Origin of the sequence: Variovorax flavidus, assembly GCF_030317145.1 — a bacterium.
GTDB classification, from domain to species: domain Bacteria; phylum Pseudomonadota; class Gammaproteobacteria; order Burkholderiales; family Burkholderiaceae_C; genus Variovorax; species Variovorax flavidus.
Genome location: NZ_JASZYE010000003.1, coordinates 339,411 through 364,483, shown reverse-complemented (window position 1 = coordinate 364,483; position 25,073 = coordinate 339,411). Strand labels below are relative to the sequence as shown.

Sequence of the window (25,073 nt, the reverse complement as noted above, 5' to 3'; positions counted from 1 at the left end):
CTTCATGCCGACATCATTGGCATGCTTCGCACGTCGGATCGTCGACGCCGCAGAACGCGATGTCGGTGGCGGGGATCGCATTCATCTGCGCTTGTGCTGCGCGCGCTGCGGCTTCGAGTGCGCTCATGCCTTGCGATGCATCGCTGCCGCCCGAGGACACGGCATTGAGCCGACCCGATTGAACAGTGGACTTCTCGGCATGCGTGGCGCTCTGCGTGCGCAGGTAGTAGGTGGTCTTCAGGCCGCGCAGCCATGCGAGCTTGTAGGTGTCGTCGAGCTTCTTGCCTGACGCGCCGGCCATGTAGATGTTGAGCGACTGTGCCTGGTCGATCCACTTCTGGCGACGCGCAGCGGCCTCGACGAGCCACGTGGTCTCGATCTCGAACGCGGTGGCGTAGAGCGCCTTCACGTCTTGCGGCACGCGGTCGATCGGGCGCAGCGAACCGTCGAAGTGCTTCAGGTCCATCACCATCACGTCGTCCCACAGGCCCAGGCGCTTGAGGTCGCGCACCAGGTAGTGGTTGATGACGGTGAACTCGCCGGAGAGGTTGGACTTGACCGAGAGGTTGCCGAAGCAGGGCTCGATCGAGGCATCCACACCGATGATGTTCGAGATGGTCGCGGTCGGAGCGATGGCGACGCAGTTCGAATTGCGCATGCCGTCGGCCTTGATCTTCTGGCGCAGCGCGTCCCAGTCGAGCGTGGCCGAGCGGTCCACTTCGACGTAGCCGCCGCGTGCCTTCTCGAGCAGTTCGAGCGTGTCGGGCGGCAGCACGCCCTTGTCCCACAGCGAGCCCTTGTAGCTCGAGTACTTGCCGCGTTCGCGCGCCAGGTCGGTCGATGCCCAGTAGGCGTGGTAGCAGATCGCTTCCATCGATTCGTCGGCGAACTGCACGGCTTCCTGCGAGGCGTAGGGGATGCGCAGTTCATACAGCGCGTCCTGGAAGCCCATCAGGCCGAGGCCGACCGGGCGATGGCGCAGGTTCGAATCGCGTGCCTTCTTGACCGCGTAGTAGTTGATGTCGATCACGTTGTCGAGCATGCGCATCGCGGTCGAGATCGTGCGCTTGAGCTTTTCCTGGTCGACCTTGCCGTCCTTCAGGTGCTGCAGCAGGTTGACCGAGCCGAGGTTGCAGACGGCGGTTTCGGTGTCGCTGGTGTTGAGCGTGATCTCGGTGCAGAGGTTCGACGAGTGAACCACGCCGGCGTGCTGCTGGGGCGAGCGCACGTTGCAGGCGTCCTTGAAGGTGATCCACGGATGCCCGGTCTCGAACAGCATCGTGAGCATCTTGCGCCACAGGTCGGTGGCCGGCAGCGTGCGGCTCGGCTTGAGGTCGCCGCGCGAGGCCTTTTCTTCATAGGCGACGTAGGCGGCTTCGAAGTCGGCGCCGAACTTGTCGTGCAGGTCGGGCACGTTGGAAGGCGAGAACAGCGTCCAGTTGCCGTTTTCCATCACGCGGCGCATGAACAGGTCGGGAATCCAGTTCGCCGTGTTCATGTCGTGCGTGCGGCGGCGGTCGTCGCCGGTGTTCTTGCGCAGTTCCAGGAACTCCTCGATGTCGAGGTGCCAGCTTTCCAGATAGGTGCAGACGGCGCCCTTGCGCTTGCCGCCCTGGTTCACCGCGACGGCGGTGTCGTTCACCACCTTGAGGAAAGGCACGACGCCTTGCGATTCGCCGTTGGTGCCCTTGATGTGGCTGCCGAGGGCGCGCACGCGCGTCCAGTCGTTGCCCAGGCCGCCGGCGAACTTGGAGAGCAGTGCGTTTTCCTTGATCGACTCGTAGATGCCGTCGAGGTCGTCGGGCACGGTCGTCAGGTAGCAGCTCGACAGCTGCGAGCGCAGCGTGCCGCTGTTGAACAAGGTGGGCGTGCTCGACATGAAGTCGAAGGAGGACAGCACTTCATAGAACTCGATCGCGCGGGCTTCGCGGTCGATCTCGTTGAGCGAGAGGCCCATCGCGACGCGCATGAAGAAGGCTTGCGGCAGCTCGATGCGGCTCTTGCGAACGTGCAGGAAGTAGCGGTCGTAGAGCGTCTGCAGGCCGAGGTAGTCGAACTGCATGTCGCGCTCGGGCTTGAGCGCGGCGCCCAGGCGGGCCAGGTCGAACTGCAGCAGCTTCTCGTCGAGCAACTCGTTGTCGACGCCCTTCTTGATGAACTGCGGGAAGTAGTCGGCATAGGCCTGGGCCCGTTCGGCCGGTGGCACTTCGCGGCCGATCACTTCCTTGAAAATCGTGTGCAGCAGCAGGCGTGCGGTGGCGAAGGTGTAGTCGGGGTCCTTCTCGATCAGCGTGCGGGCGGCGAGGATCGAGGCCTTGTAGACCTCGTCGAGCGGAACGCCGTCGTAGAGATTGCGCATCGTCTCGGCCACGATCGGGCCGGCGGTGATGCTGTTGCCCAGTCCGGTGCAGGCGGATTCGATCAGGTCCTTGAGCTCGTTCAGGTCGAGCGCCACGCGCTCGCCACGGTCCAGCACGTGGAGCGTGGAGACGGCCACCTGCGATTCGGTGTCGCCCTGTTTCGTGCGTTCTTGCGAGCGGCGTTCGCGGTACAGCACGTAGGCACGGGCGATCTCGTGGTGGCCGCCGCGCATCAGGCCGAGTTCGACCTGGTCCTGCACATCCTCGATGTGGAAGGTGCCGCCGCCCGGACGCGAGCGGACCATGGCGCGGACCACGCCCTGGGTCAGGGTGTCGACCGTCTCGCGCACGCTGGCGGAAGCCGCGCCCTGGGTGCCGTGCACCGCGAGGAAGGCCTTCATCATCGCGATGGCGATCTTGTTCGGCTCGAAGGGCACGACCGCGCCGTTGCGGCGGATGATCTGGTAGTGGGCGAGCGCATTGCCGGCGGGCGAGCCGGCGACGTCGCGGTTTTGCGGCGTCGAGGGTACGGCGCGGGGAGTGGAGGGGGTGTTCAGGGCTGTTTGCATTCGATCCTCGTTGGCAATTCTTGTTGGGCGGCAGTACTGTGCTGGCCATAGTTCCGGGCGGTAAGCGCCGGGCAGGGCACACTATATCTGGGGCCTATGGGGTCTACAACCCACTAGATATAGTGTTTTCGACAATCTACAACGACTGTGATTTTTGTTGGTGAACGCTGAAGGCACATTTTTCCCGCATCACCAGTGCCCCACGGTAGCCGGGTCCGCGATCCACGGGGGTTTCCGAGGGATTTGGGCCTGAAAAGCGCATGGTTGCTGCGCTTGCGTGGCCCGGAGGGATCGTTCGCGGCGATGCATCCGGGACACATCGCCCGTTGCTTCGCGATTGAAAAATTTCAGCGTGTTGCGACGCCCGGAGGAAACATCGCCGGATCCCAGCCGAGTTCCTCGCGCAGAACGGGCCAGTCGAAGCCGGGGCCGGGGTCTTCCTTGCGGCCCGGCGCAATGTGCTCATGGCCGGCAATGAATGCGATCGCGTAGCGCTGCGCGAGCGCCGGGCACAGGCTGGCCAGGGTTTCGTACTGCCCGCCTTCGAAGGGCTCGCCTTCCAGGCCTTCCAGCTCGATGCCGATGGAATCGTCGTTGCAGTTCGCCCGGCCGCGCCACGACGATGCGCCGGCGTGCCACGCGCGGTCGTCGCAGCTCACGAACTGCCACAGTTCGCCGTTGCGTCTTATATAGAAGTGCGCCGAGACCTCCAGGCCGCGGATGGTGGCGAAGTACGGATGCGCGTCCCAGTCGAGGCGATTCGTGAAGAGCTGCTGCACCTCGTCGCCACCGTAGCGGCCGGGCGGCAGGCTGATCGAATGCAGGACGATGAGGTCGATCTGCGCGCCGTCCGGCCGTGGCCCGAAATTGGGGGAGCGCAGCTGACGGGCGAAGCGGTACCAGCCGGACTCCCAGAGCCCGGCACCGGCCTCATTCATCGGCACCGACATTGCCGTCGTCGCCATTCGGCGTCGCGATGCCCAGGCGCGCGATGCGATAGCGGATCTGTCGAAGGCTCAAGCCGAGTCGCGCCGCAGCCGCCGTGCGGTTGAAGCCGGTTTCCTGCAGCGCGCGGATGAGGATCTGGCGTTCCTGCTGATCGAGATAGCCCTGCAGGTCGCTCGGCATCGCCGATGTCTGGCGCGCGGGCAATGGGGGGGCGGTCGCGGTCGCCGGTCCGGTGTCCGGGAGCACCACGGGCTCCGCCAGCACGGGTTCCGCAGGCATCACCGCGCTGTCGACGAAATCGAGGTGCAGCATGTCGCCGTCGCTCAACGCGACCGCGCGATGCAGCAGGTTTTCCAGTTCACGGACATTGCCGCGCAGCGGGTGCTCGGACAGGCGCTGCAGCACATCGACCGACAGCGTGGGCACCGGCATGCCGGCGTCGCGCGCGATGCGTGCGAGCAGCGCATTGCACAGTGCCGGCAGGTCGCCGCGACGCTCGCGCAAGGCCGGCACGGCAATCTCGATCACGTTGAGGCGGTAGAAAAGATCCTGCCGGAACCGGCTGGCCTGGACCTCGGCGTGCAGGTCCTTGTGCGTGGCGCTCACGATTCGGACATCGACCGAGTCTTCCTGCGTCGACCCGATGGGGCGAACGCTGCGTTCCTGGATGGCGCGCAGCAGCTTGGACTGCATCGCCAGCGGCAGGTCGCCGATCTCGTCGAGGAACAAGGTGCCGCCGCGCGCTGCCTGGAAGTAGCCGTCGCGATCCTGCGAGGAGCCGGTGTAGGAGCCCTTGCGCGCCCCGAAGAACTCGGCCTCGAGAAGGTTCTCGGGAATGGCGCCGCAATTGACTGCGACGAACGGACCGTCGCTGCGCTGGCTGCAGGCATGCACTGCGCGTGCGACCAGTTCCTTGCCAGTGCCGGATTCGCCGCGCACCAGCACCGGCGCCATGCCGCGTGCCACCTTGGCGATGCGCGCCTTGACGAGGCGCATCGGTTCGGATTCGCCCACCAGCCGCTCGAGCGCGGCCACGCCGCTGCCGCCGATCGCCGATGCCGTCTTGCCGCCGTCGTCTGCCGTGCGAATGGCCCTGGCCGTGGCCGGCTGCGCCGTCGCCTGCACGGCGGACGCCACGACCGAGCGGAACTGCTTCAGGTCGACCGGCTTGGTGAGGTAGTCGAAGGCGCCGGCCTTGAGCGCCTCGACGGCGTTCTCGGCCGATCCGTAGGCCGTCATCACGACGCAGCGTTCGGCGCGCTGGTCCTGCTGGATGCGCAGGAGGATCTCCATGCCGAGCCCGTCGGGCAGGCGCATGTCGGTGATCACGGCATCGAATCGGCCGGCCTCCAGGTGCTGCCACGCCTCCGACACACTGCCAGCGGCTTCGACGCGATAGCCCTCGCGGAGCAGCGTGAGTTCATAGAGCGTGCGCAGGTCGGGTTCGTCGTCGACGACCAGGATCTGGGCGGGGCGCGGTGCGGACGGGTTGAGGGTGCTCACGCCGCTATTGTGTCAGTCGGTTTTCGGCGGCGGCAAATGCCACGAAGAACTCGTTGCCCTCCGGCCCCGCCGGCGAGAGCGCGCGGCGCTCGTAGCCGATCGTCGCGCCGTGGCGTTCGCACAACTCGCGGCACAGGAACAGGCCCAGGCCGCTCGATCGGCTTTCGGAAGAAAAGAAGGGCTCGAACAGATGCCGCTGCACCGCGGGTTCGAGCGGCGCGCCGTCGCTCCAGATCTGGAGGCAGGGCCGGCCGGCAGAGTTGATGCGCGTCGTGATCTGGATCGAACCGTCGCGATCCCCGGCATAGCGCGCGGCGTTGTCGAGCAGGTTCACGAGGATGCGGCGCAGGTGCTCGACGTCGAAGCGCACGTCGCTGCCGGTCGCGTCGAGCGCCAGCAGCACGCCTTGCCGCTGTGCGTGTTGCACCCACTCCTCCGCGAGCGTGCGCACGGTCGGGTCGAGGGTGACCTGCTCGCCGAGCGGCAGTACCCGCTGTTGCCGCGCGCGCGCCACATCGAGCACGTCGTCGACGATGCGCGACAGCCGCTGTGCGTTCTGCTGGACCATCGTCGTGAGCTGCCGGTGCGCAGGGTCGACCAGGTCTTCGCTGAGCAGTGCGCTGGCCTGGGTGATGGCGGCGAGCGGGTTGCGGATCTCGTGCGCGACCGCTGCCGACATGCGGCCCATGGCGGCCAGCTTCTCGGTGCGGATGCGGGCTTCGAGTTCGCGCAGATCCTGCAGGAACATCACGCACAGGCTCTCGGTGTGGCGATCCCTCGTCTGTGTGAGGCGTGTGCGCACCCGGACCTCGCGCGCTGCGCCCTGCGCCTGCGCGACGGGGATTTCCTTCGACTGGGGCGTGCGCCGCGCGAAGGTCTGGCGTGCGAGCGCGGCGAGCGGAGCCCATGCGGGATGCGCGCTCAGCGCCATCGGCAGCGGGAGCTCCGCGAGCCCCTGGCCGAGGATGGCATCGGCAGCGGGATTGGCGGCATGCACCTGGCCCTGGGCGTCGATCACCAGGACGCCTTCGCTCAGCGTCTCGATCACGAGGTCGTTGACCAGCGCATGCATTTGCGCGGCGCTGCGGTTGCGCTCCGCCACCGCTTCCTCGCGCGTCAGCCGGCGCGCCAGTTCGTGCGCCAGCAAGGCCACCACGAAGAGCCCGGTACCGGTCAGCGCTGCCTGGACGAATCGGGGCGAGGTGTCGGTGGGCTGTTCCAGCCAGTACCACGTCGCATGGGCGAGCAGCAGCAAGGTGGCTGCGGCTGTGGTGCCGAGGCCCACCGCACTCGTGCCCAGCACCGCCCCCATCAGGACGGGCAGTGCGAACAGCGGCGTGTAGTTGATGCTGCCGACCTGCAGCATTTGCAGCGCCGTGAAGGTGACGAGGTCGACCCCGATGGTCGAGAGCCACGCGCCGCCGACACCGCGTATCGGTTTGAATGGCGCAAAGCGCGCCGCCAGCAGTGCCGCGACCAGGTAGCCGCCCGACAGCGCAATGGCGGCCGGCTGCGAGGGCTGCCCGAGCACCATGGCCACGGCCTGCAACAGCAGCAGCACCGCTGCGACAAAGCATCGCGCGGCCATGAAGCCACGCCACAGGCGCTGCAACGCCGTACTCTCGCCGCTGAAGTGCTCGAGCGAACTCCAGTCGGTAGCCGGGTCGTTTCGCGCCCAGGTCATTGGGGTCGCCCCCAGGCCGGGAGTCGGTGGGGTTTGTTCGGGAAATACCGCAGAACCGGCTTGGCCGGGCTGCCGGTATTGCCCCCTGCAAGGGGGTTGGCGGCCACACGAAGTGGGCAAGCCTGGGGGTGTGTCATCTGCCCGCGGCTTGGCGGTGGGCCGCGCTGCAGTACACGCCTTCTGGACCGGTGATGGCGTCGGATGCCGGTAGGTGGAGCCCGCAATGGGCGCAGCGCACCATGGCTTGCGGTGCGCCGACGGCCGGCGGCTTGGCAGGCGGCGGTGGGCGCGACTGCATTTCCTCGCGACGGTTCTTGCGCCAGATCCAGATCGCCACGAAGAGAACGGCGAAGACGAGAAGGTATTTCATGCGGGGGTGCGCGAGAGGACGACTTCGAGCACGAAGCGCGAACCCACGTAGGCCAGCACCAGCAGGGCTGAGCCCGCGTAGAGCACGCGGCGCGCGGTGCGCCCGCGCCAGCCGAAGCGTGCGCGCCCGATCAGCAGGACGGCGAAGGCCAGCCAGGCCAGCACCGAGAACACGGTCTTGTGGTCCCACTTCCAGCCGCGCACGGCGGTGCCGTAGAGGGTTTCGCTGAAGAGAAGTCCCGCGAGCAGCGTGGCCGACAGCAGCACGAAGCCTGCAGCCACGAAGCGGAAGGTCAGGCGCTCCATGGTGAGAAGAGGAACGCCGCCCTGCGGTTCGGCCGCCAGGCGGATCTGCTTTTCGGCGCGGGTCATGAGCCAGGCGTGGATCACCGCTGCGCCGAACAGGCCATAGGAAGCGATGCCCAGCGCCAGGTGCAGCGGCAGCCAGGGCGAGGCGGAAACATGCAGCGGCGTGCCCGGAAACAGCACGGCGAGCAACACGGGCGCCGCGCCGAGCGCTGCGAGGGCACGGCGCACCTTCAGTTGCGGATACATCCGGCTCTCGATGGCGTAGACCGTCAGCACCAGCCAGGCAGTGACCGAAATCGCGGGCGCGAAACCGAAGCGCGGGGTGCCGCCGACCAGCCCGCAGCCCAGCGCGAACGCATGCAGCAGCCACGCCAGCGCCAGCAGCGACTGTGTGGACGAGCGGCTGAGCCAGGAGGATGCCGCCGCGGTGAAGCCATAGGCTGCGGCGGTGGCGATGCCCAGTGCCACGCCGAGCGGGGAGGGGATCGCTAAAATCATCGGTCGAGTTTAATGGCTTGCCCCCAGGCTTCGCGCACTCGTGTCGCTTTGCCAACCCCCTGCCGGGGGCAACACCAGTGGACCGGCGGAGCCGGATCCGCGGTGTTTCACGACTTTCTTTCGCTCTGCTTCAGCGGAGCAACAAGGTACCTCTTCATGGCCACCGCCCTCACAGAAAAGTTCTCCCGCCTCGTCAAGACGATGAGCGGGCAGGCCCGGATCACCGAAAGCAACGTGCAGGACATGCTGCGCGAGGTGCGCATGGCCCTGCTCGAAGCCGACGTGGCGCTGCCGGTCGTTCGTGACTTCGTCGCGCGCGTCAAGGAAAAGGCGCTGGGGCAGGAAGTGCTGGGCTCGCTGAAGCCGGGACAGGCGCTGGTCGGCATCGTCAACCGGGAACTCGCCGCGACGATGGGAGAGGGCGTGGCGGACATCAATCTTGTCGCGCAGCCACCGGCGGTGATCCTGATGGCCGGCCTGCAAGGCGCTGGCAAGACCACCACGACCGCCAAGCTAGCGAAGCACCTGATCGAGAAGCGCAAGAAGAAGGTGCTGACCGTGTCGGGCGACGTGTACCGGCCCGCGGCCATCGAGCAGCTCAAGACCGTCACCAAGCAGGCCGGCGCCGAATGGTTCCCCAGCAGCCCGGACCAGAAGCCGCTCGATATCGCGCGCGCCGCGCTCGACCACGCCAAGCGCCACTTCTTCGACGTGCTGCTGGTCGACACGGCCGGCCGGCTCGCGATCGACGAAGTGCTCATGACCGAGATCCAGCAACTGCACGCTGCGCTCAATCCGATCGAGACGCTGTTCGTGGTCGACGCGATGCAGGGCCAGGATGCGATCAACACCGCCAAGGCTTTCAAGGAAGCGCTGCCGCTGACCGGCATCATCCTCACCAAGACCGACGGCGATTCGCGCGGTGGCGCGGCGCTGTCGGTGCGTCAGGTCACGGGCGTGCCGATCAAGTTCGCCGGTGTCAGCGAGAAGATCGATGGGCTGGAAGTGTTCGACGCCGAGCGCCATGCCGGCCGCATCCTGGGCATGGGCGACATCGTCGCGCTGGTCGAGCAGGTCACGGCCGGCGTGGACGTCGCCGCGGCGCAGAAGCTGGCGGCCAAGGTCAAGAGCGGTGCCGGTTTCGACCTCAACGATTTCCTCGGCCAGTTGCAGCAGATGAAGCAGATGGGCGGGCTCTCCAGCATCATGGACAAGCTGCCCGCGCAGATGGCCGCCAAGGCCACCGAGGCCGACATGACCCGCGCCGAACGCGACATCCGCCGCAAGGAAGGGATCATCAACAGCATGACCCCGCTGGAGCGCCGCAAGCCCGAACTGCTGAAGGCCACGCGCAAGCGCCGCATCGCGGCCGGTGCCGGGGTTCAGGTTCAGGAAGTGAACCGCCTGCTCAACGAGTTCGAGCAGATGCAGGGGATGATGAAGAAGATGAAGGGCGGCGGCCTCATGAAGATGATGAAGCGCATGGGCGGCATGAAGGGCATGCCGGGCATGGGTGGTGGTGGCGGCATGCCGAGGTTTTGACTTACCCCCAGGCTCCCGCACTTCGTGTCGCTCTCCACCCCCTTTCAGGGGGCAATACCAGCGGCCCGGCGTAGCCGGTTCCGCGGTATTCCTGGAAAAGAAAAAGCCCGCCGAAGCGGGCTTTTTCATGGCGGTGAGATGGCTTAGGCGCGAGCCAGTCGCACTGCGTGCATCCACGCACGCCGCAGAACGGCCGGCGAACGCGATTCTTCCGGAATCAGCAGGAAGCCCTTGTCGCGCAGCGAATTGCCGAGCGCGATCTGGCTGGTCAGCACCGTCAGCGGGATCGCCAGCAGCAGCGGCAGACCCACCGGCATCAGCCAGGCCAGCGCGCTGGCGTCGATCAGTGCGATGCCCACGGCGAGCGCGGCAATCACCAGCGTCATCGGCGCCAGTTGGGCGACGGCAATGCGCCATGGCACCGCAGCGGCTTCACGAGGAGGCGACTTCCAGTCCAGCTTGATGCCGGTGAGCGCCACGACCACGAACAGCGAATGAGCCAGCATGCGAACCGGCGCCTGCACGATGGCGAGGGCGCTTTCGAGGGCGGCGCTCTTCAGCAGGCCACCCACGCCGCCGAACTGACGCTGCTCGCCGCGAATCACCACGGCGATGATCCCCAGCACGCGCGGCAGGAACAGCAGGCAGAGCGTCCACAGCCAGAGGCCAGCCAGTTCCATCGGCATCGCGAGCCAGTGCTCGACAACGCTCGAACCCGTCAGCCACAGGGCGGTGCCCAGCGTCAGGAAGGCCAGCCACAGGGGCGCGGACACATAGGCCAGCGTGCCGGTGACGAACATCGCGCGGTGCACCGAGTGCAGACCCGGCTCGGCCATCAGGCGGGCGTTCTGCAGGTTGCCCTGGCACCAGCGGCGGTCGCGCTGCAGTTCGGACAGCAGGTCCGGCGGTTGCTGCTCGTAGCTGCCGACCAGATCGGCCACCAGCCACACGTGATAACCGGCACGGCGCATCAGCGCGGCTTCGACGAAGTCGTGCGACATGATGCCGCCGGACATGCCGCCCTTGCCCTTGATGGGCGCCAGCGCGCAGTGGTCCATGAAGGGCTGGACGCGGATGATCGCGTTGTGGCCCCAGTAGTGCGATTCGCCGAGCTGCCAGAACTGCATGCCGAGCGTGAACAGGCGGCCCGTCATGCGCGAGGCGAACTGCTGCGCGCGGGCGTGCAGCGTGACGTGGCCGATGGCCTGCGTCGCGGTCTGGATGATGCCGGCGGTGGGGTTGGCTTCCATCAGCTTGACCATCGAGGTCAGGCAGTCGCCGCTCATGACGCTGTCGGCGTCGAGCACGACCATGTAGCGGTAGTCCTTGCCCCAGCGGCGGCAGAAGTCGGCGACGTTGCCGGCCTTGCGGTGCGTGCGGCGGGTGCGCAGGCGGTAGTAGACCTCGACCTGCGGCTGGTTCGGGCTGCTGGCCAGTGCGGCGCGCAGGTCTTCCCAGGCGGCACGCTCGGCGGCGGCGATCTCGGGCGTGTAGCTGTCGGACAGCACAAACACGTCGAACTGCTGCGCATGGCCGGTCGCGGCGACCGATTCGCAGGTGGCGCGCAGGCCGGCGAACACGGTGGACACGTCCTCGTTGCAGATCGGCATGATGATCGCCGTCCGCGCCTCGGGGTTCATCGGGTGGTGGGCCACCTGCTTGGCGGATAGCGCATGCTTGTCACCGCGCACCGAGACATAGAAGCCCATCAGCGCGGTCACGAAGCCGGTCACGACCCAGCCGGACAGCAGGCCGTACAGGGCGATCTGGCTGTATTCGAGCCAGACATTGTCGTAGTCGGGCTGCACGCGTGCGAACAGCGTCGAGGCGATCACGGTGCTGAGCACCGCCAGCGCCATGAAGGCACAGCGACGCTGCGTCGCGGCGCGCTGCCATGGTTGCTCGGCCACAGCGGGTGCCGCGCCTTGCTTCGAGGCCTTCGCGGCGCCGCCGGCGCCGAGCTTGACCAGCAGAGCGGTGCCGATGCTGTTCCAGAAGCCGCGCCAGGGGCGGGGCGTCATGGAGCCGCGGTTGATGGGGGGAGCGGTCACCGAGTTGGGGTGACGCTCTTCGCGAAGGAAGCTGCGGTGCGAGAAATCGCCTTCCGTCAGCACCTTCAGTTGCGAGAATTCATTGGGCTTCATGTGGCGGCTCAACGTTGCTTCTGGGCGGAGGGCGTGTCGCCAATAGCCGGAAAGCGCTTGAACACGCAATCCGGCGCGATGCCGCTGGAGGCTTCGAGTGCTGCCAGCGAGTGACCCGCGGCACGGGGCCGCGAGAGGGAAAACTGCTTTTGACGCAGGCCATCGCGTTGCGGACGCATCGCGAAAGAGGGGCTGGTAAGTGCTGTCATGCCTCTACAGGGGCAATCCCTGTGCCAGCACGGAAAATCTATTTCAAATCAAGCACTTAGGGCGATTTGAAGGGGTCTGGAAAGGCCGGGAGGCCGGAAACGGCCCCGAAACCCCCGAATCTGTCGCCGAATCCCGACAAGCCGTCAAGCCTGACTACCGAAACCCAATGAAATCAACGACTTAGGGGTGTCGCTGGTCAGCGACCGTTTTCCGGACCCGGCGACACGCCGTCGGCCTTGAAGTGGCCCGGCGTGAGTTCGTGCTTCTGCAACAGGCGGTAGAACTCGGTCCGGTTGCGGTCGGCCAACCGTGCCGCATCCGCCACATTGCCGTCGGTGAGCTTGAGCAGGCCGACCAGGTAGTCGCGCTCGAAACGCTGCTTGGCCTCCGCATAGGTCTGCACCTCGACGCTCGGCACGCGCAGCGCGCGCTGCACCAGCGCCAGGGGGATCAGGGGCGAACTCGAGAGGGCGCACACCTGCTCGACCACGTTGAACAGCTGGCGCACATTGCCCGGCCACGACGCGGTCGTCAGCGCCTTCAGCGCTTCCGGCGCGAAGCCCGAAAGCCGCTTGCCGTACTTGGTCGACAGCCGCTGGAGGAAGTGGTTCGCCAGCAACGGAATGTCCTCGCGACGCGCCGAAAGTGGCGGAAGGCTCAGTGTCACGACGTTGAGACGGTAGTACAGGTCCTCGCGGAACTGGCCGGCCTCCATCGCCGCATCCAGGTCGCGATGGGTGGCGGAGATGATCCGCACGTCGACCGCGATGGACTGGCTGGCGCCGAGCGGCCGCACCGCGCGTTCCTGCAGCACGCGCAGCAGCTTGACCTGCAGCGCCGGCGGCATGTCCCCGATCTCGTCGAGCAAGAGCGTGCCGCCGTCGGCCTGCTGGAACAGGCCCTTGTGATTGGCGACCGCATCGGTGAAGGCGCCCTTCATGTGGCCGAACAGTTCCGACTCCAGCAGCGCCTCCGGAATGGCGCCGCAATTGACGGCCACGAAAGGCTTGTCGGCCCGTGCACTGGCGCGGTGGATCGCGCGGGCAAGCAGTTCCTTGCCGGCGCCGCTGTCCCCGCGCAGCAGCACGCTGGCGTCCGACTTGGCGACCATGCGGGCCTCGGCCAGCAGTTCGGACATGCGGTTGCTGCGGCTGACGATCTCCGCCCGCCAGCTTTCGTCGCCGCTCTTGCCGGGCGCCGCGGCGGGCGCGCCCAGGGCCAGCGCCTGCGCGATCTTCTCGAGCAGTTCACGCCCGTCGTAGGGCTTGGTCAGGTAGGTGAAGACACCGCGCGCCGTGGCTTCGACCGCGTCGGGAATCGTGCCGTGCGCGGTCAGGAGGATGACGGGCAGGGTCGGATGGCGCTTGCGGATCTCGTCGAACAGCGCGAGCCCGTCGCGCCCCGGCAGCCGGACATCGCTCAGCACGAGCTGGGGATGTTCGATCTCCAGTTGCGTCAGCGCCGATTCCGCCGAGGTCACGGCCGTGACCTGGTAGCCGACCGAGGTGAGCCGCATCGACAGCAGCCGCAGCATGTCCGGGTCGTCGTCCACGACCAGCAGGCGCGCGCCGCGCGCTTCGGCGGCCGTGACGGCGCCTGGATCCTTGGCCGGGGAAGACGACGATGCCGGTGTGATCACGGTGCGGGCTTGGTGTTGTTGATCGTCGGGGCGGGCGCGGCCGGGTTCGGGCGTGCAAAGCTGCGCTCGATGGCACGCAACGCCTCGATGCGTTCGTTCAGCTGGTCGATGCGGCGCTGGCTGTCGCGCACCTGCTGTGCCTGCTTGTCGCGGTCGTCCTCGACGCGCCGCTGCTCGGCATAGCGCGCCCCGAGCACCCGCGCGAGCGGCTGCAAGGGCAGCGCATCCGCCGACGGGTTCGTGGCCACGCGCTGAAGCAGGCCCTGCGCCTTGACCAGGTCGGCCGGCACGCGGGTCTGGGCCAGGACGATCGCCGTCTGCATCTGCGTGGTGGGCGTCTCGACGAGGTCACCGAGGCGTGCCAGCTCGTTCGCGAGTTCGGGCGGGCCGAGCTGCCGCACCTTGTCGGCATAGGCGAGCATGGTGCCGACCGGGCCCTGCGGCTGTTGCGCGAAGATGCCGCCTGGCTGCGTCGCCGGTGCGACCGGTTCGGCCTCGACCGGCGTGACGGGTGGGGGCGGCGGCGGCATGACGGGCACTGCGACGGCTTCGGCCGGCGGCTTCCGCGGCGTTGTGCAACCCGCAAGCGCCAGCGGCATGACGATCGTCATGACGAGAACGGACCTGCGGAAGATCGAGAAACACATGGGTCGGAAAATGATGGCGCTTGAGGCAGTGGTCGTCAGGCGGAGCGCGGCAGCTCGACGCGGAATCGCGCGCCCGGCCCCTCCGGCAGCAGCGTGATGCGGCCGCCATGGGCTGCAATGTACTCCTGCACGATCGACAGTCCGATGCCCGTTCCCTTCACCGAGTGCTGGGGTTGCTTCTCGCCGCGGAAGAAGGGTTCGAAGATGCGGTCGCGATCGCCGTCCGCAATGCCGGGGCCGGCATCGCTGATGTCGATGTAGGCCTGCTCGGCCGTGCTCGAAACCGCCATCGTGATGGTGCCGCCGCGCGCCGAGAACCGGATCGCGTTCGACAGCAGGTTGGCGAGTGCGGTGCCGAGCTTGACCGGGTCCACCACGACGGAGATCGGCTCGCCCTCGGCCCGCACGGTGAGCCCGTTGGCCTGCCATTGCAGTCGCTGCGCCTCGATCTGGTCCTCGATCAGCGGGAGCAGCGGCGTGCGTTCGCGGTGCAGCTGGCGCGCCTCGAAGGCCGCTGCGTTGAAGCGCAGCAGGGCCTCGATCTGGTTCTGCAGCGAGACGGTGTTCTGCTGAAGAATCTGTGCGACCTCGCGCTGCGCGGGGTTCAATGCGCCGGTCACGCCGTCTTCCAGCAGCGAGACCCCTTCGCGCAGGGCGGCCAGCGGTGTCTTGAGTTCATGCGAAACGTGTCGCAGGAAACGTGCCTTGTCGGCATCCAGCTCGGTGAGCCGCAGCCGAAGCCATTCGAGCTGCTGCGACACGCGGCGGACGTCCGACGGGCCGTGGATGTCGATCGGCTCGTCGAGCCGGTTTTCTCCCAACCCCACGATGGCGCGCTCCAGCCGCTTGAACGGTCGCGCCAGCCACACGCCGAAAGCGAGCGCCAGCGCAGCGGCCAGCGCGCTGGCGGCCACCACGAGCCGCATCAGCCGCGTGCGCGCCGTCTCGATGCGCTCCGCGAGCGCCTTGTTCTGCGTCTCGATCAGGAACTGGACCTGCTGCGCGATGTTGGTGTTCAGCGCATCCAGATCGCGAAACTGCATCGCCATGGAGCTTTCGCGCGCCAGCGCCGTCTCCGAGGCGCCGCTCATCAGGCCCTGGATCACTTCGAGTTGCTCGCGCCATTTGTCCGGCCCGTCGGTCGAAAGGCCATTGGCGGCCAGCCGTTCGAGCACCTGGCGGGCGTCGCGCGCGGCGTCGTCGAAGCGGCGGCGCAGCACCGCATCGTTCAGCACCAGCGACTGGCGCCCCGCGCGCTCCATCGCGGCACTGCGCTCGGCCAGCGACTGCGCCGCACCCGACAGCGTGAGCGCGCGCGCCGCCGCGTCGCGGCTTTCGGTCATCAGCAGGTCGTACTGGAAGACGGCGCGCAGCGCGACGCCCACCAGCAGCGCGGTGATCAGGAGAAAGGCGAACAGCAGCAGCTGCTGGAAGGAACCGCGCGCCGATTTCAGCTTCGCCATCAGGCGACGGGCACCGGTGCGGGCCGGCCGGCGGCGTGCGTCGATTCGGCCGTCACGACCTCGCCGCGCAAGGTGTAGGCGAGCGAGCGCGTGATCCGCAGGTCGATCATCTGGCCGACCAGCCTCGTGTCGCCCTCGAAGTTGACGACGCGATTGCACTCGGTGCGGCCCATCAGCTCGCGGGCGTCCTTGCGGGATGCGCCTTCGACCAGCACGCGCTGCACGGTGCCGACACGGCTTTCGCCGAAGCGCTTGACGTTGCCGTCGATCACGGCCTGCAGCCGCTGCAGGCGCGCCAGCTTGACGGCGTGCGGCGTGTCGTCGTGCAGCGCGGCGGCGGGCGTGCCGGGACGCGGGCTGAAGATGAAGCTGAAGCTCGCGTCGAATTCGAGGTCGTCGATGAGCTTCATCATCTTGGCGAAGTCCTCGTCGGTCTCGCCGGGGAAGCCGACGATGAAGTCGCTGCTGAGCGCCAGGCCGGGACGGATGGCGCGCAGCTTGCGCACCGTGCTCTTGTATTCCATCGCCGTGTAGCCGCGCTTCATCGCCATCAGGATGCGGTCGCTGCCGTGCTGCACCGGCAGGTGCAGGTGGCTCACGAGTTGCGGGACCTTGGCGTAGGCCTCGATGAGCCGCGGCGTGAATTCGTTGGGGTGGCTGGTCGTATAGCGGATGCGCTCGATGCCCGGGATCTCGGCGATGTATTCGATCAGCAGCGCGAAGTCGGCGATCTCGGCGGTGTCGCCCATGCGGCCGCGGTAAGCGTTCACGTTCTGGCCGAGCAGCGTGACTTCGCGCACGCCCTGGTCGGCCAGTCCGGCGACCTCGACCAGCACGTCGTCGAGCGGGCGGTTGATTTCCTCGCCGCGCGTGTAGGGCACCACGCAGTAGCTGCAGTACTTGGAGCAGCCTTCCATGATCGAGACGAAGGCGGTGGCGCCTTCCACTCGCGCCGGCGGCAGGTGGTCGAACTTCTCGATCTCGGGAAAGCTGATGTCCACCTGCGGCCGGCCTTCGCGGTCGCGCTGGCTCAGCATATCGGGCAGCCGGTGGAGGGTCTGGGGACCGAACACCACGTCGACGTAGGGTGCGCGGGCGATGATGGCCGCGCCTTCCTGGCTTGCGACGCAGCCGCCGACGCCGATCTTCACGCCCTTGGCCTTGAGGTGCTTCACGCGACCGAGATCGGAGAACACCTTCTCCTGCGCCTTCTCGCGCACGGAGCAGGTGTTGAACAGGATCAGGTCGGCTTCGTCGACGTTGGTGGTCGGCTCATAGCCTTCGGCGGCGCGCAGCACGTCGGCCATCTTGTCCGAGTCGTACTCGTTCATCTGGCAACCGAAGGTCTTGATGAAAACTTTGGGGGTCATAGGTTCTCTCCCGAGAAATTCAGATATCGCCGGCGGAAGCCTGGCGTGTTCGCAAGACACCGCGGAACTGGCTCAGCCAGGCCGCCGGGTGTCGCCCCCGGCAGGGGGTAGGCGGCTACACGAAGTGAGCAAGCCTGGGGGCGAGCTCTACTGCCCGTATTTGGGCAGTTGGTCGAACGGCGTCTTGCCGTCGTCGCGCGGCCCGCTGTCGGCCACGAAGGGCCAGAAGTTCAGCAGCGGCTTGTCGGCCGATGCGCGCTTGGCCCGCGCTTCGTCGGGCGTGAGGATCCAGACTTCGCGAACCATGCCGGCGGCGTCGCGCGTGTAGTTCACCAGCAGGTTCTGGCCGGTGATGGAAGCCGGCATCACGAGCATGCGGTTGGGGCCGAGGATGCGCGCGCCGGGCGAAAGGCGTTCAGCCTGGCCGTCGAGCTGGATCTCCGGCGCGTTCAAGACCATGAACTTGCCGCGCAGGGTGCCGGCCGGAAAGTTGCGGCCACCGTTGGCGGCTTCGTTCTGCGTGGCGGAAGGATCTTCGAGCTGGGCGGCGGCATTGCCCGAAAAAAGGGCGGCAGCAGGCACCAGCACTGCGCTCAGCGCTATTAAAATGAGAGCGTTCAGGGGGATTTTGCAGCGATTCATGGGGTACATCCAGAGGCTGTGGGAGCGGGGATTCTAGCGGCCGCATTCCACCAGACGAAGCCGCGGAACGTGCCAATGTGCATGAACGCTTTACTTATCTTTACGGCAGCCAGGGGCTCTTTTTCGCTCTCGCTGCTCCAATAGTTGCCGCCGTGAAAATAGTGCCTGCGCGCAGGCCCGGCGAACCCTTTCGATCCAATAGCAAGGCCCCATGAAGAAGAATCTCGTTCTCACCCTGTCGGGTGTGCTGGTCGTCGCCGCCGCAGCGGGCGCCTGGTGGTGGTCCGGCGCGAAGACGCGCGGCGCCGCCCAGGGCGGTTCAGCAGTCGAGGCCAGCGCGGCCAAGCCCGGCACGGGAGCCGCCGGCACGGGCGCCCCGGCACTGGTCACCCTGGCCGCCGCGAAGAAGCAGGACGTCCCGGTCACGGTGCAGGTCAATGGCAGCGTTGTCTCTCTCAATAGCGTGGACCTGCGGCCGCAAGTCACGAACACGGTCCGGGAAGTGCATGTGAAGGAAGGCCAGTTCGTCAAGGCCGGCCAGTTGCTCTTCACGCTCGACGACCGCCCCGACCAGGCCAATCTCGCCAAGGCGAAGGCGCAGCAGCAGAAGGACGAGGCCATGCTGGCCGACCTGGAGCGTCAATACAAGCGCAGCCAGGACCTGGTGGCGCAGAACTTCATCGCCAAGAGCGCCGCCGACGCCACGCTGTCGCAGCTCGAGGCGCAGCGCGCCGCGGTCGCGGCGGATCGCGCGGCAGTGCAGTCGGCGCAGGTCGCGCTGGGCTACGCCACCTTGCGCGCGCCCATCGCGGGGCGCATCGGCGCGGTCAACATCTACCCGGGCACGCTGGTGCAGCCCAGCGTGTCGCTGGTGACCATCACCCAGCTTGATCCCATCGCGGTGAGCTTCCCGGTGCCCGAAGGCAAGCTGCAGGACCTGCTGGCGGCGGCGCGTTCGCACACGCCGGTCGAGGCGGTCGTCACGGGGCGCAAGGAACCCTTGAAAGGTTCGCTCAACTTCGTGGACAACACGGTCGATCCGCTGATCGGCACCGTGCGCGCCAAGGCGGTGTTCGACAACGCCGACCAGAGCCTGTGGCCCGGCCAGTTCGTCGAGACCCGCGTCACCGTCCGCACGATCAACGATGCGACCGTGCTGCCGGCTTCCGCGCTGATGATGCTGGCCGACGGCGTCTCGGTCTACGTGGTCGATGCCGACAAGAAGGCGGCGCGGCGCAAGGTCGAGTCGCTCTACACCTTCGGCACGCAGGTCGTCGTGCGCGGCGTCGAGGCGGGTGAGCAGGTGGTCATCGAAGGCAAGCAGAACGTGCGCCCCGGCGGCAAGGTACGCCTCGACGCATCCACCCAGCCGCAACGGCCCGGAGACGCGGCGCCCGGGCCCGGCAGCGCAGCATCGGTGGCGCCCTCCAACGCGAGCATCGTCGCGGAGCGGGAGCGGACATGAACATCTCCGAGCTGTGCATCCGTCGTCCTGCGATGACGGTGCTGCTCTCCGCCGCGGTGGTGGTGATCGGCATCTTTGCCTATTTCCAGATTCCGGTCGCGGCGCTGCCCAGCTACAACACGCCGGTCATCAACGTCTCGGCCCAGCTGCCGGGCGCCAGTCCGGACACCATGGCCTCGTCGGTCGCGCTGCCGCTCGAGAAGCAGTTCTCGACCATCCCGGGCCTGCAGACGATCAGCTCGGTCAATACGCAGGGCGTGACCTCGGTCACGCTCGAATTCGTGAGCTCGCGCGACATCGACGCGGCCGCGGTCGACGTGCAGGCCGCGCTGCTGCGCGCGCAGCGGCAACTGCCGCAGGAGCTGACGCAGCTGCCTTCGTATCGCAAGGTCAATCCGGCCGACGCGCCGGTGCTCTTCATCGCGATGGTCTCGAACTCGATGACCCCGGCGGAGCTGAACGACTATGCCGAGAACCTGATCTCGCCGAGCCTGTCGACCATCGACGGCGTGGCGCAGGTGGGCGTGTACGGGCAGAAGCGCTTCGCGGTGCGCGTGAAGGCCGATGCCGACCTGCTCAACGCGCGCAACATCACGCTCGATGAACTCGCCAACGCCGTGCGGCAGGCCAACGCCAACACGCCCGTCGGCGTGCTGGACGGCCCGCGCCAGACCCTCACCATCCAGGCCAACGAGCAGATGCTGAAGGCGGCGGACTTCGCCAAGGTCATCGTCGGTCAGCGGAATGGCGCGCCGGTGCGGCTCGACGAGGTCGCGACCATCGAGGACAGCTTCGAGTCCGTCAAGACCGCGAGCAGCTTCAACGGCCAGAGTTCGATCCAGCTGGCCGTGCAGCGCCAGCCCAACGCCAACACGGTGCAGGTGGTCGATGCGGTGCGGGCGCTGATGCCGCGCTTCAAGGAGCAGCTGCCGCAGTCGGTCGAGATCAACATGGTCAACGACCGCTCGCTGTCGATCCGCGAGGCGGTGCACGACGTGCAGCTCACGCTGCTGGGCACCATCCTGCTGGTGGTGCTGGTGATCTTCCTGTTCCTGCACCGCCTGGTGGCCACGCTGATCCCGGCGCTGACGATCCCGATCTCGCTGATCGGCGCGGTGGCGCTGCTCTACGCCTTCGGCTACAGCCTGGACAACGTGTCGCTGCTCGGCATCACGCTGGCCGTGGGGCTGGTGGTGGACGACGCCATCGTCGTGCTCGAAAACATCATGCGCTACGTCGAGAAGGGCATGGAGCCCTTTGCGGCTGCGTTGCGCGGCGCGCGCGAGGTGGGCTTCACCATCATCTCGATCTCGATCTCGCTGGTCGCGGTGTTCATCCCGATCTTCTTCATGCCGGGTGTCATCGGCCTGCTGTTCCACGAATTCGCCGTGGTGGTGGGGCTGGCGGTGATGGTGTCGGCGATCGTCTCGCTGACCCTGGTGCCGATGCTCGCGAGCCGGCTGCTCAAGCACACGCCGCGCGAGGACGGCGCAGTCGACCACGAGGAAGAGCATCCCGAGCCGGGCACCCCCATCGGCCGGGCTTTCGAGCGCGGCTACCGCTGGGTGCACAGCAACTACATGCGCACGCTCGACTGGACGCTGCGCCACCGGCCGATCATGCTGGTCGTCGCCGCTTCGACCTTCGCGCTCACGGCATGGATGTTCATCACCATCCCGAAAGGCTTCTTCCCAGAGGAAGACATCGGGCAGATCCAGATCACGACCGAAGCCGCGGAAGACATTTCCTTCCCCGCCATGAAGGCCCTGCAGGACCGCGTCGCCGAGGCGCTGCAGGCCGATCCGAACGTGGACTACGTCAACTCCTTCATCGGCGTCGGCGGCCCCACCGCCACGCAGAACTCGGGCCGGCTGTTCGCGGTGCTCAAGCCGCGCAAGGAACGCCCGCCGATGCCGCAGGTGCTCGAATCGCTGCGCAAGCGCTTCCGCGAGATCCCGGGCATCGCCGTCTACATGCAGCCGGTGCAGAACCTGCGCCTGGGCGGCCGGCAGAGCAAGGCGCGCTTCCAGTACACGCTGCAGAGCGTGAACGCCGGCACCATGGGCGTGTGGGCCGACAAGCTGATGGATCGCATGCGCGCCGACCCGTCCTTCCGCGATGTCACGAGCGACTCGCAGAACCGCGGTCTCCAGGCCACGCTCGACATCGATCGCGACAAGGCCGGCGTGCTCGGCGTCGCGGTGGGTGACCTGCGCACCGCGCTCTACAACGCCTACGGCGACCGCCAGATCGGCAGCATCTACGGTGCGAGCAACACCTACCAGGTGATCCTCTCGGCCGCGGACAACGATCGCCAGTTCGAGGAAGACATGTCGCGCCTGTCCGTGCGCAACAAGGCCGGGCAACTGGTGCCGCTCTCAGCCTTCTCGACCGTCAAGCGCACGGTGGGACCGACCTCGGTCAACCACCAGGGCCAGCTGCAGGCCGTGACCGTGTCGTTCAATCTGGCGCCCGACGTGCCGCTGGGCAATGCCACGGCCAAGATCGACCAGTTCAAGGCCGAACTGAAGATGCCGGCGTCGATCATCACCAGCTACGGCGGCGATGCGGCGGTGTTCCAGAGCTCGCAATCGAGCCAGGCGGTGCTGCTCGTGCTGGCGGTGCTGGTGATCTACGTGCTGCTGGGCGTGCTCTATGAGAGCTACATCCATCCGCTCACCATCCTGGCCGGCCTGCCTTCGGCGGCGGTGGGTGCGCTGCTGTCGCTCAAGATCTTCGGCTTCGACCTCACGCTGATCGCGACCATCGGCATCCTGCTGCTGATCGGCATCGTGAAGAAGAACGCGATCATGATGATCGACTTCGCCCTCGAAGCGCAGCGCACCGAGGGCATGAAGCCGATCGACGCCATCCGCGAGGCCTGCCGCCTGCGCTTCCGCCCGATCCTGATGACCACGCTGGCCGCCATGATGGGCGCTCTACCGTTGGCGCTGGGCCTGGGCGCCGGCGCCGAACTGCGCCAGCCCCTGGGCGTCGCCGTGGTCGGCGGCCTGATCTTCTCGCAAGTGATCACGCTCTACATCACCCCGGCGATCTACCTCGCGTTGGACCGCTACAGCGGCAGCGGCCCCATGCAGGAACTGCCCGGAGAGAAGCTGCCGCACCCCTCCCCCGCAGCAACCTGAGTCCAAAACCAGGAACACCGCGGAACCGGCTCCGCCGGGCCGCCGGTGTTGCCCCCGGCCGGGGGTAGGCGAAGCGACACGAAGTGCGCGCAGCCTGGGGGCGAGCTACCTAACCGCGTCTCGAGTGAAGGCCTGCGCCGCCAGCGGAACCCGCGCCGAATGCCTATCGACCGCAGTCGCTGCTGGCTGTGCAGACGCCGATGCGGATGCCCCGCCATGCGTCACGCGCAGCACCCAGTCGCACACCACCGTCATGAAGGTCTGCTGCGCGGCCATCGACGTCAGGCTGTGGTCGATCTCGCCGATGAACTCGTATTCGAACTGGCGCATGAAGGGCTCGTTGGCAAAAGGCCCGAGCTGGTCGCGATTCCGGTCGGTGACGTGCAGGGTGCCGGTGTAGAGCAGCAGCACCGCGAGATTCCGCGCCGCCACCTGTGACATCGAGCGGCGGAAGGTTGCGGCGGTGACTTCCGGCGGATCGGGATCGAAGATGTGCGGTGCCGCCGCCGCCGCCGCGCTCGGCGACAGCTTGCGCTGGACCCAGCGCCCGAGCTTGCCGATGAATGCCGGATTGGTCGGCGCGGCCACCGCCCGGCGCACCATGCGCTCCAGGCGGGTGCGGCGTCCCGGGAACGAGTAGCTGTCGAACATCAGCAAGCCGACCACCCGCGAATCCGCGACCGCGAGGGACAGGCCGTTGGTCGCGCCCGAGCACAAGCCGATCACGATGAAGCGGCGCACGCCGAGCATGGTCTCGATCAGGTTCATCGCCGCCTGCAGGTCGTACACCGCCTGCGTGAGGAAGTGCTCCGAGCCGCTGGCGGGTCCGCTGTCGCCCAGTCCCGAGAGATCCAGGCGGATGCTGCTGATGCCGCGGCCCGCGAGCTGGCGCGCCAGCTTCACGTTGATGCGGCGCGGCCCGATGTGGTGGTTCGCGCCCATGTTGAGCATGAGGCAGGCGACCGGCGCCATCGAACCTTCGCTGGGCGTCGTGATGATTCCGATCAGCGAGTCATCGGCGCCGAACTGGACCGGGGTTTCCTTGCAATCATTCATGAACTTCTGCCATCAGACGTTGCAGAGCTTCGGTCGGGACCATGGCGTTGTTGGGGTGTGGGTCCGACGTCCAGATCAGGGGGTGATGAAATTCGGAGATCTTCACCGGCATGTGTCGGGCGGCCTCCGCCTTCGCCCACTGGTGCGCCGTGTGATCTTCGGGGCCCGCCAGCATCACGGTTTCGTGCAGGGCGGTCAACTGCAAAGAATGTGGCGCGAGCGAGCGCAATTGCTGCCGCATCACCGGTGACACGCCGAAGCCGAACAGCTCGTCGGTGAAGGCGTCCGGGTCCTTGGCGAGGCGGCGGCGCCACGTCGGATCGGGCACGCAGTAGGAACGTTCGAGCGCGTCGACGTGGCCCGCGCGCAGCACGTCCAGGTAGCGCGCGCCGTCGACGATCGGGTCCCACAGGATGAGCCGCGACGGATCGCAGCGGCCGCTCTTGGCCGCCAGCACCGCCATCGCGGCGCCCAGGCGCGAGCCGAGCCAGAAGATGCGGCGCGAGCCTGCGCGCCGGCGCAATTCCTCGTGGGCCGAACAGACGTCGCGGCGCCAGCCTTCGAGTTCGCCGTCGGTGTCCTCGCCGGGCGAGTCGCCCGTGCCGTAATAGTCGAAGCGCAGCACCGCCACGCCGGCGCGGGCGAGGCGGTCGGCCAGCACGCGGAACAGCCGGTGTGCGCGGATGGCTTCCTGGCCGAAGGGCTGGCAGATCAGCAGGGCCGCGCCGCCGTCGCGCTCGGGCGCATGGAACAGCCCGAACAACTGGCGCGACGCCGGGCCGAAGAGCATCGGGATCATGCGTACAACTCGCTTTCCTGCATCATGGGGCGCGGTGCGATCGCCTCGACCGCCACCACGCGGGCGACTGCGCACACCACGCCCAACCCGCCATCGAATGAACTGAGCGCCAGGCGCACGAGGCTCCCGTCGCTGGTGATCTGCACTTCGCGCGCATCGCCCGCCAGGCCCACCTCGAAGCTGCGGGTGTCGGCGCTCAGGCCCATCCCCGTGGCTTTCAGGCAGGCTTCCTTGCGCGTCCAGCAGCGTAGGAAGGCCCGGTCGCGCTCGTCCGGCGGCACCGCCTCCAGCGCGCTGCGCTCTGCGTCCGTGAAATAGGTGTCGGCCAGGGCTTCGGCGTCTGGCATGTGGCGCAGCAACTCGACGTCGACACCGACCTCCGCATCCATCGTGATCGCGATCATTCCCACCGACTGGCTGTGACTCAGGTTGAAGCGCACGACGGCCGGTTCGACCAGTGTGGGCTTGCCGAAGGCGCCATGCGTGAAGTCCAGGAACGCGCCGGGGATACCGGTGTTCGCCGACAGCGCTGCGCGCAGCGCCGAGTGGGCGGCGACGTAGCGATGGCGATCCCGCGCGAAGACGAAGCGGTGGGCCCGCTCCCACTCCTCGTTGGACAGGCACGCGGCCGCTTCCGGCCCCGGCACGACATCGAGATCCACACGCCACAACTGACAGTGCGCCACGGAAGGAATCTGGACGATGGACAT

The 25,073-nt window shown here is 67.4% G+C and carries 19 protein-coding genes; 3 read left to right on the top strand and 16 right to left on the bottom strand.

Translation table 11 applies throughout. From position 1 onward, the window contains the following. Positions 1 to 13: 13 nt before the first annotated feature. The 6 genes from QTH90_RS16930 to QTH90_RS16905 all read right to left on the bottom strand — a co-directional run bounded on the left by QTH90_RS16930 (position 14) and on the right by QTH90_RS16905 (position 8,240). On the bottom strand, positions 14 to 2,929 hold the full coding sequence (locus QTH90_RS16930; protein ID WP_286665730.1) for a ribonucleoside-diphosphate reductase subunit alpha: 2,916 nt from the start codon (positions 2,927 to 2,929) through the stop codon (positions 14 to 16). Positions 2,930 to 3,276: 347 nt separating this feature from the next. Continuing rightward, entirely contained in the window at positions 3,277 to 3,894 is a 618-nt protein-coding gene (ampD, locus tag QTH90_RS16925) for a 1,6-anhydro-N-acetylmuramyl-L-alanine amidase AmpD (RefSeq protein ID WP_286665729.1), read from the bottom strand. Beyond that, positions 3,860 to 5,380, bottom strand: coding sequence for a sigma-54-dependent transcriptional regulator (locus QTH90_RS16920; protein WP_286665728.1), 1,521 nt, complete (start codon positions 5,378 to 5,380; stop codon positions 3,860 to 3,862). The genes ampD and QTH90_RS16920 overlap by 35 nt, the downstream gene beginning before the upstream one ends. A gap of 4 nt (positions 5,381 to 5,384) precedes the next feature. Continuing rightward, a complete protein-coding gene (locus tag QTH90_RS16915) occupies positions 5,385 to 7,064 on the bottom strand; it encodes a two-component system sensor histidine kinase NtrB (protein WP_286665727.1) in 1,680 nt (559 codons plus the stop codon). Between the two features lie 133 nt (positions 7,065 to 7,197). After that, on the bottom strand, positions 7,198 to 7,434 hold the full coding sequence (locus QTH90_RS16910; RefSeq protein WP_286665726.1) for a PP0621 family protein: 237 nt from the start codon (positions 7,432 to 7,434) through the stop codon (positions 7,198 to 7,200). Beyond that, positions 7,431 to 8,240 carry a cytochrome C assembly family protein gene (locus QTH90_RS16905; protein ID WP_286665725.1) on the bottom strand — a complete coding sequence of 270 codons (810 nt, stop codon included), beginning with the start codon at positions 8,238 to 8,240 and terminating at the stop codon, positions 7,431 to 7,433. The genes QTH90_RS16910 and QTH90_RS16905 overlap by 4 nt, the downstream gene beginning before the upstream one ends. A 156-nt stretch (positions 8,241 to 8,396) precedes the next feature. On the opposite strand from QTH90_RS16905, the gene ffh reads away from it, so the two are divergent. Next, positions 8,397 to 9,782, top strand: a complete 1,386-nt coding sequence (gene ffh, locus QTH90_RS16900; protein WP_286665724.1) for a signal recognition particle protein — start codon at positions 8,397 to 8,399, stop codon at positions 9,780 to 9,782. Between the two features lie 143 nt (positions 9,783 to 9,925). On the opposite strand, the gene mdoH is transcribed toward ffh, so the two are convergent. From mdoH to QTH90_RS16865, 7 genes are all read right to left on the bottom strand, one after another. Next, positions 9,926 to 11,926, bottom strand: a complete 2,001-nt coding sequence (gene mdoH / locus QTH90_RS16895; protein ID WP_286665723.1) for a glucans biosynthesis glucosyltransferase MdoH — start codon at positions 11,924 to 11,926, stop codon at positions 9,926 to 9,928. 8 nt (positions 11,927 to 11,934) lie between these two features. Continuing rightward, a complete protein-coding gene (locus QTH90_RS16890; protein ID WP_286665722.1) occupies positions 11,935 to 12,135 on the bottom strand; it encodes a hypothetical protein in 201 nt (66 codons plus the stop codon). Between the two features lie 197 nt (positions 12,136 to 12,332). Continuing rightward, positions 12,333 to 13,697 carry a sigma 54-interacting transcriptional regulator gene (locus tag QTH90_RS16885; protein ID WP_286666276.1) on the bottom strand — a complete coding sequence of 455 codons (1,365 nt, stop codon included), beginning with the start codon at positions 13,695 to 13,697 and terminating at the stop codon, positions 12,333 to 12,335. A 74-nt stretch (positions 13,698 to 13,771) separates the two neighbouring features. Further along, entirely contained in the window at positions 13,772 to 14,386 is a 615-nt protein-coding gene (locus QTH90_RS16880; RefSeq protein ID WP_286665721.1) for a hypothetical protein, read from the bottom strand. Positions 14,387 to 14,457: 71 nt separating this feature from the next. After that, positions 14,458 to 15,885, bottom strand: coding sequence for a sensor histidine kinase (locus tag QTH90_RS16875; protein ID WP_286665720.1), 1,428 nt, complete (start codon positions 15,883 to 15,885; stop codon positions 14,458 to 14,460). After that, positions 15,885 to 17,255, bottom strand: a complete 1,371-nt coding sequence (gene miaB / locus QTH90_RS16870) for a tRNA (N6-isopentenyl adenosine(37)-C2)-methylthiotransferase MiaB (protein WP_286665719.1) — start codon at positions 17,253 to 17,255, stop codon at positions 15,885 to 15,887. Before miaB ends, QTH90_RS16875 begins: the two co-directional genes overlap by 1 nt. Positions 17,256 to 17,402: 147 nt before the next feature. Continuing rightward, on the bottom strand, positions 17,403 to 17,897 hold the full coding sequence (locus tag QTH90_RS16865; RefSeq protein WP_286665718.1) for a hypothetical protein: 495 nt from the start codon (positions 17,895 to 17,897) through the stop codon (positions 17,403 to 17,405). 211 nt (positions 17,898 to 18,108) lie between these two features. Here QTH90_RS16865 and QTH90_RS16860 point away from each other — a divergent pair, with 211 nt between their 5' ends. Then, positions 18,109 to 19,362 carry an efflux RND transporter periplasmic adaptor subunit gene (locus tag QTH90_RS16860; protein WP_286665717.1) on the top strand — a complete coding sequence of 418 codons (1,254 nt, stop codon included), beginning with the start codon at positions 18,109 to 18,111 and terminating at the stop codon, positions 19,360 to 19,362. Further along, on the top strand, positions 19,359 to 22,508 hold the full coding sequence (locus QTH90_RS16855) for an efflux RND transporter permease subunit (protein ID WP_286665716.1): 3,150 nt from the start codon (positions 19,359 to 19,361) through the stop codon (positions 22,506 to 22,508). The genes QTH90_RS16860 and QTH90_RS16855 overlap by 4 nt, the downstream gene beginning before the upstream one ends. Before the next feature lie 105 nt (positions 22,509 to 22,613). Here QTH90_RS16855 and QTH90_RS16850 read toward each other — a convergent pair whose 3' ends face one another. From QTH90_RS16850 to QTH90_RS16840, 3 genes are read right to left on the bottom strand one after another with little or no spacing between them, the layout of a single operon-like run. Further along, entirely contained in the window at positions 22,614 to 23,564 is a 951-nt protein-coding gene (locus QTH90_RS16850; RefSeq protein WP_286665715.1) for an alpha/beta fold hydrolase, read from the bottom strand. After that, positions 23,557 to 24,363 (bottom strand): alpha/beta hydrolase family protein, encoded by an 807-nt coding sequence (locus QTH90_RS16845; protein WP_286665714.1) that lies wholly within the window; start codon positions 24,361 to 24,363, stop codon positions 23,557 to 23,559. Before QTH90_RS16845 ends, QTH90_RS16850 begins: the two co-directional genes overlap by 8 nt. Then, positions 24,360 to 25,073 carry a 4'-phosphopantetheinyl transferase family protein gene (locus QTH90_RS16840; RefSeq protein WP_286665713.1) on the bottom strand — a complete coding sequence of 238 codons (714 nt, stop codon included), beginning with the start codon at positions 25,071 to 25,073 and terminating at the stop codon, positions 24,360 to 24,362. The genes QTH90_RS16845 and QTH90_RS16840 overlap by 4 nt, the downstream gene beginning before the upstream one ends.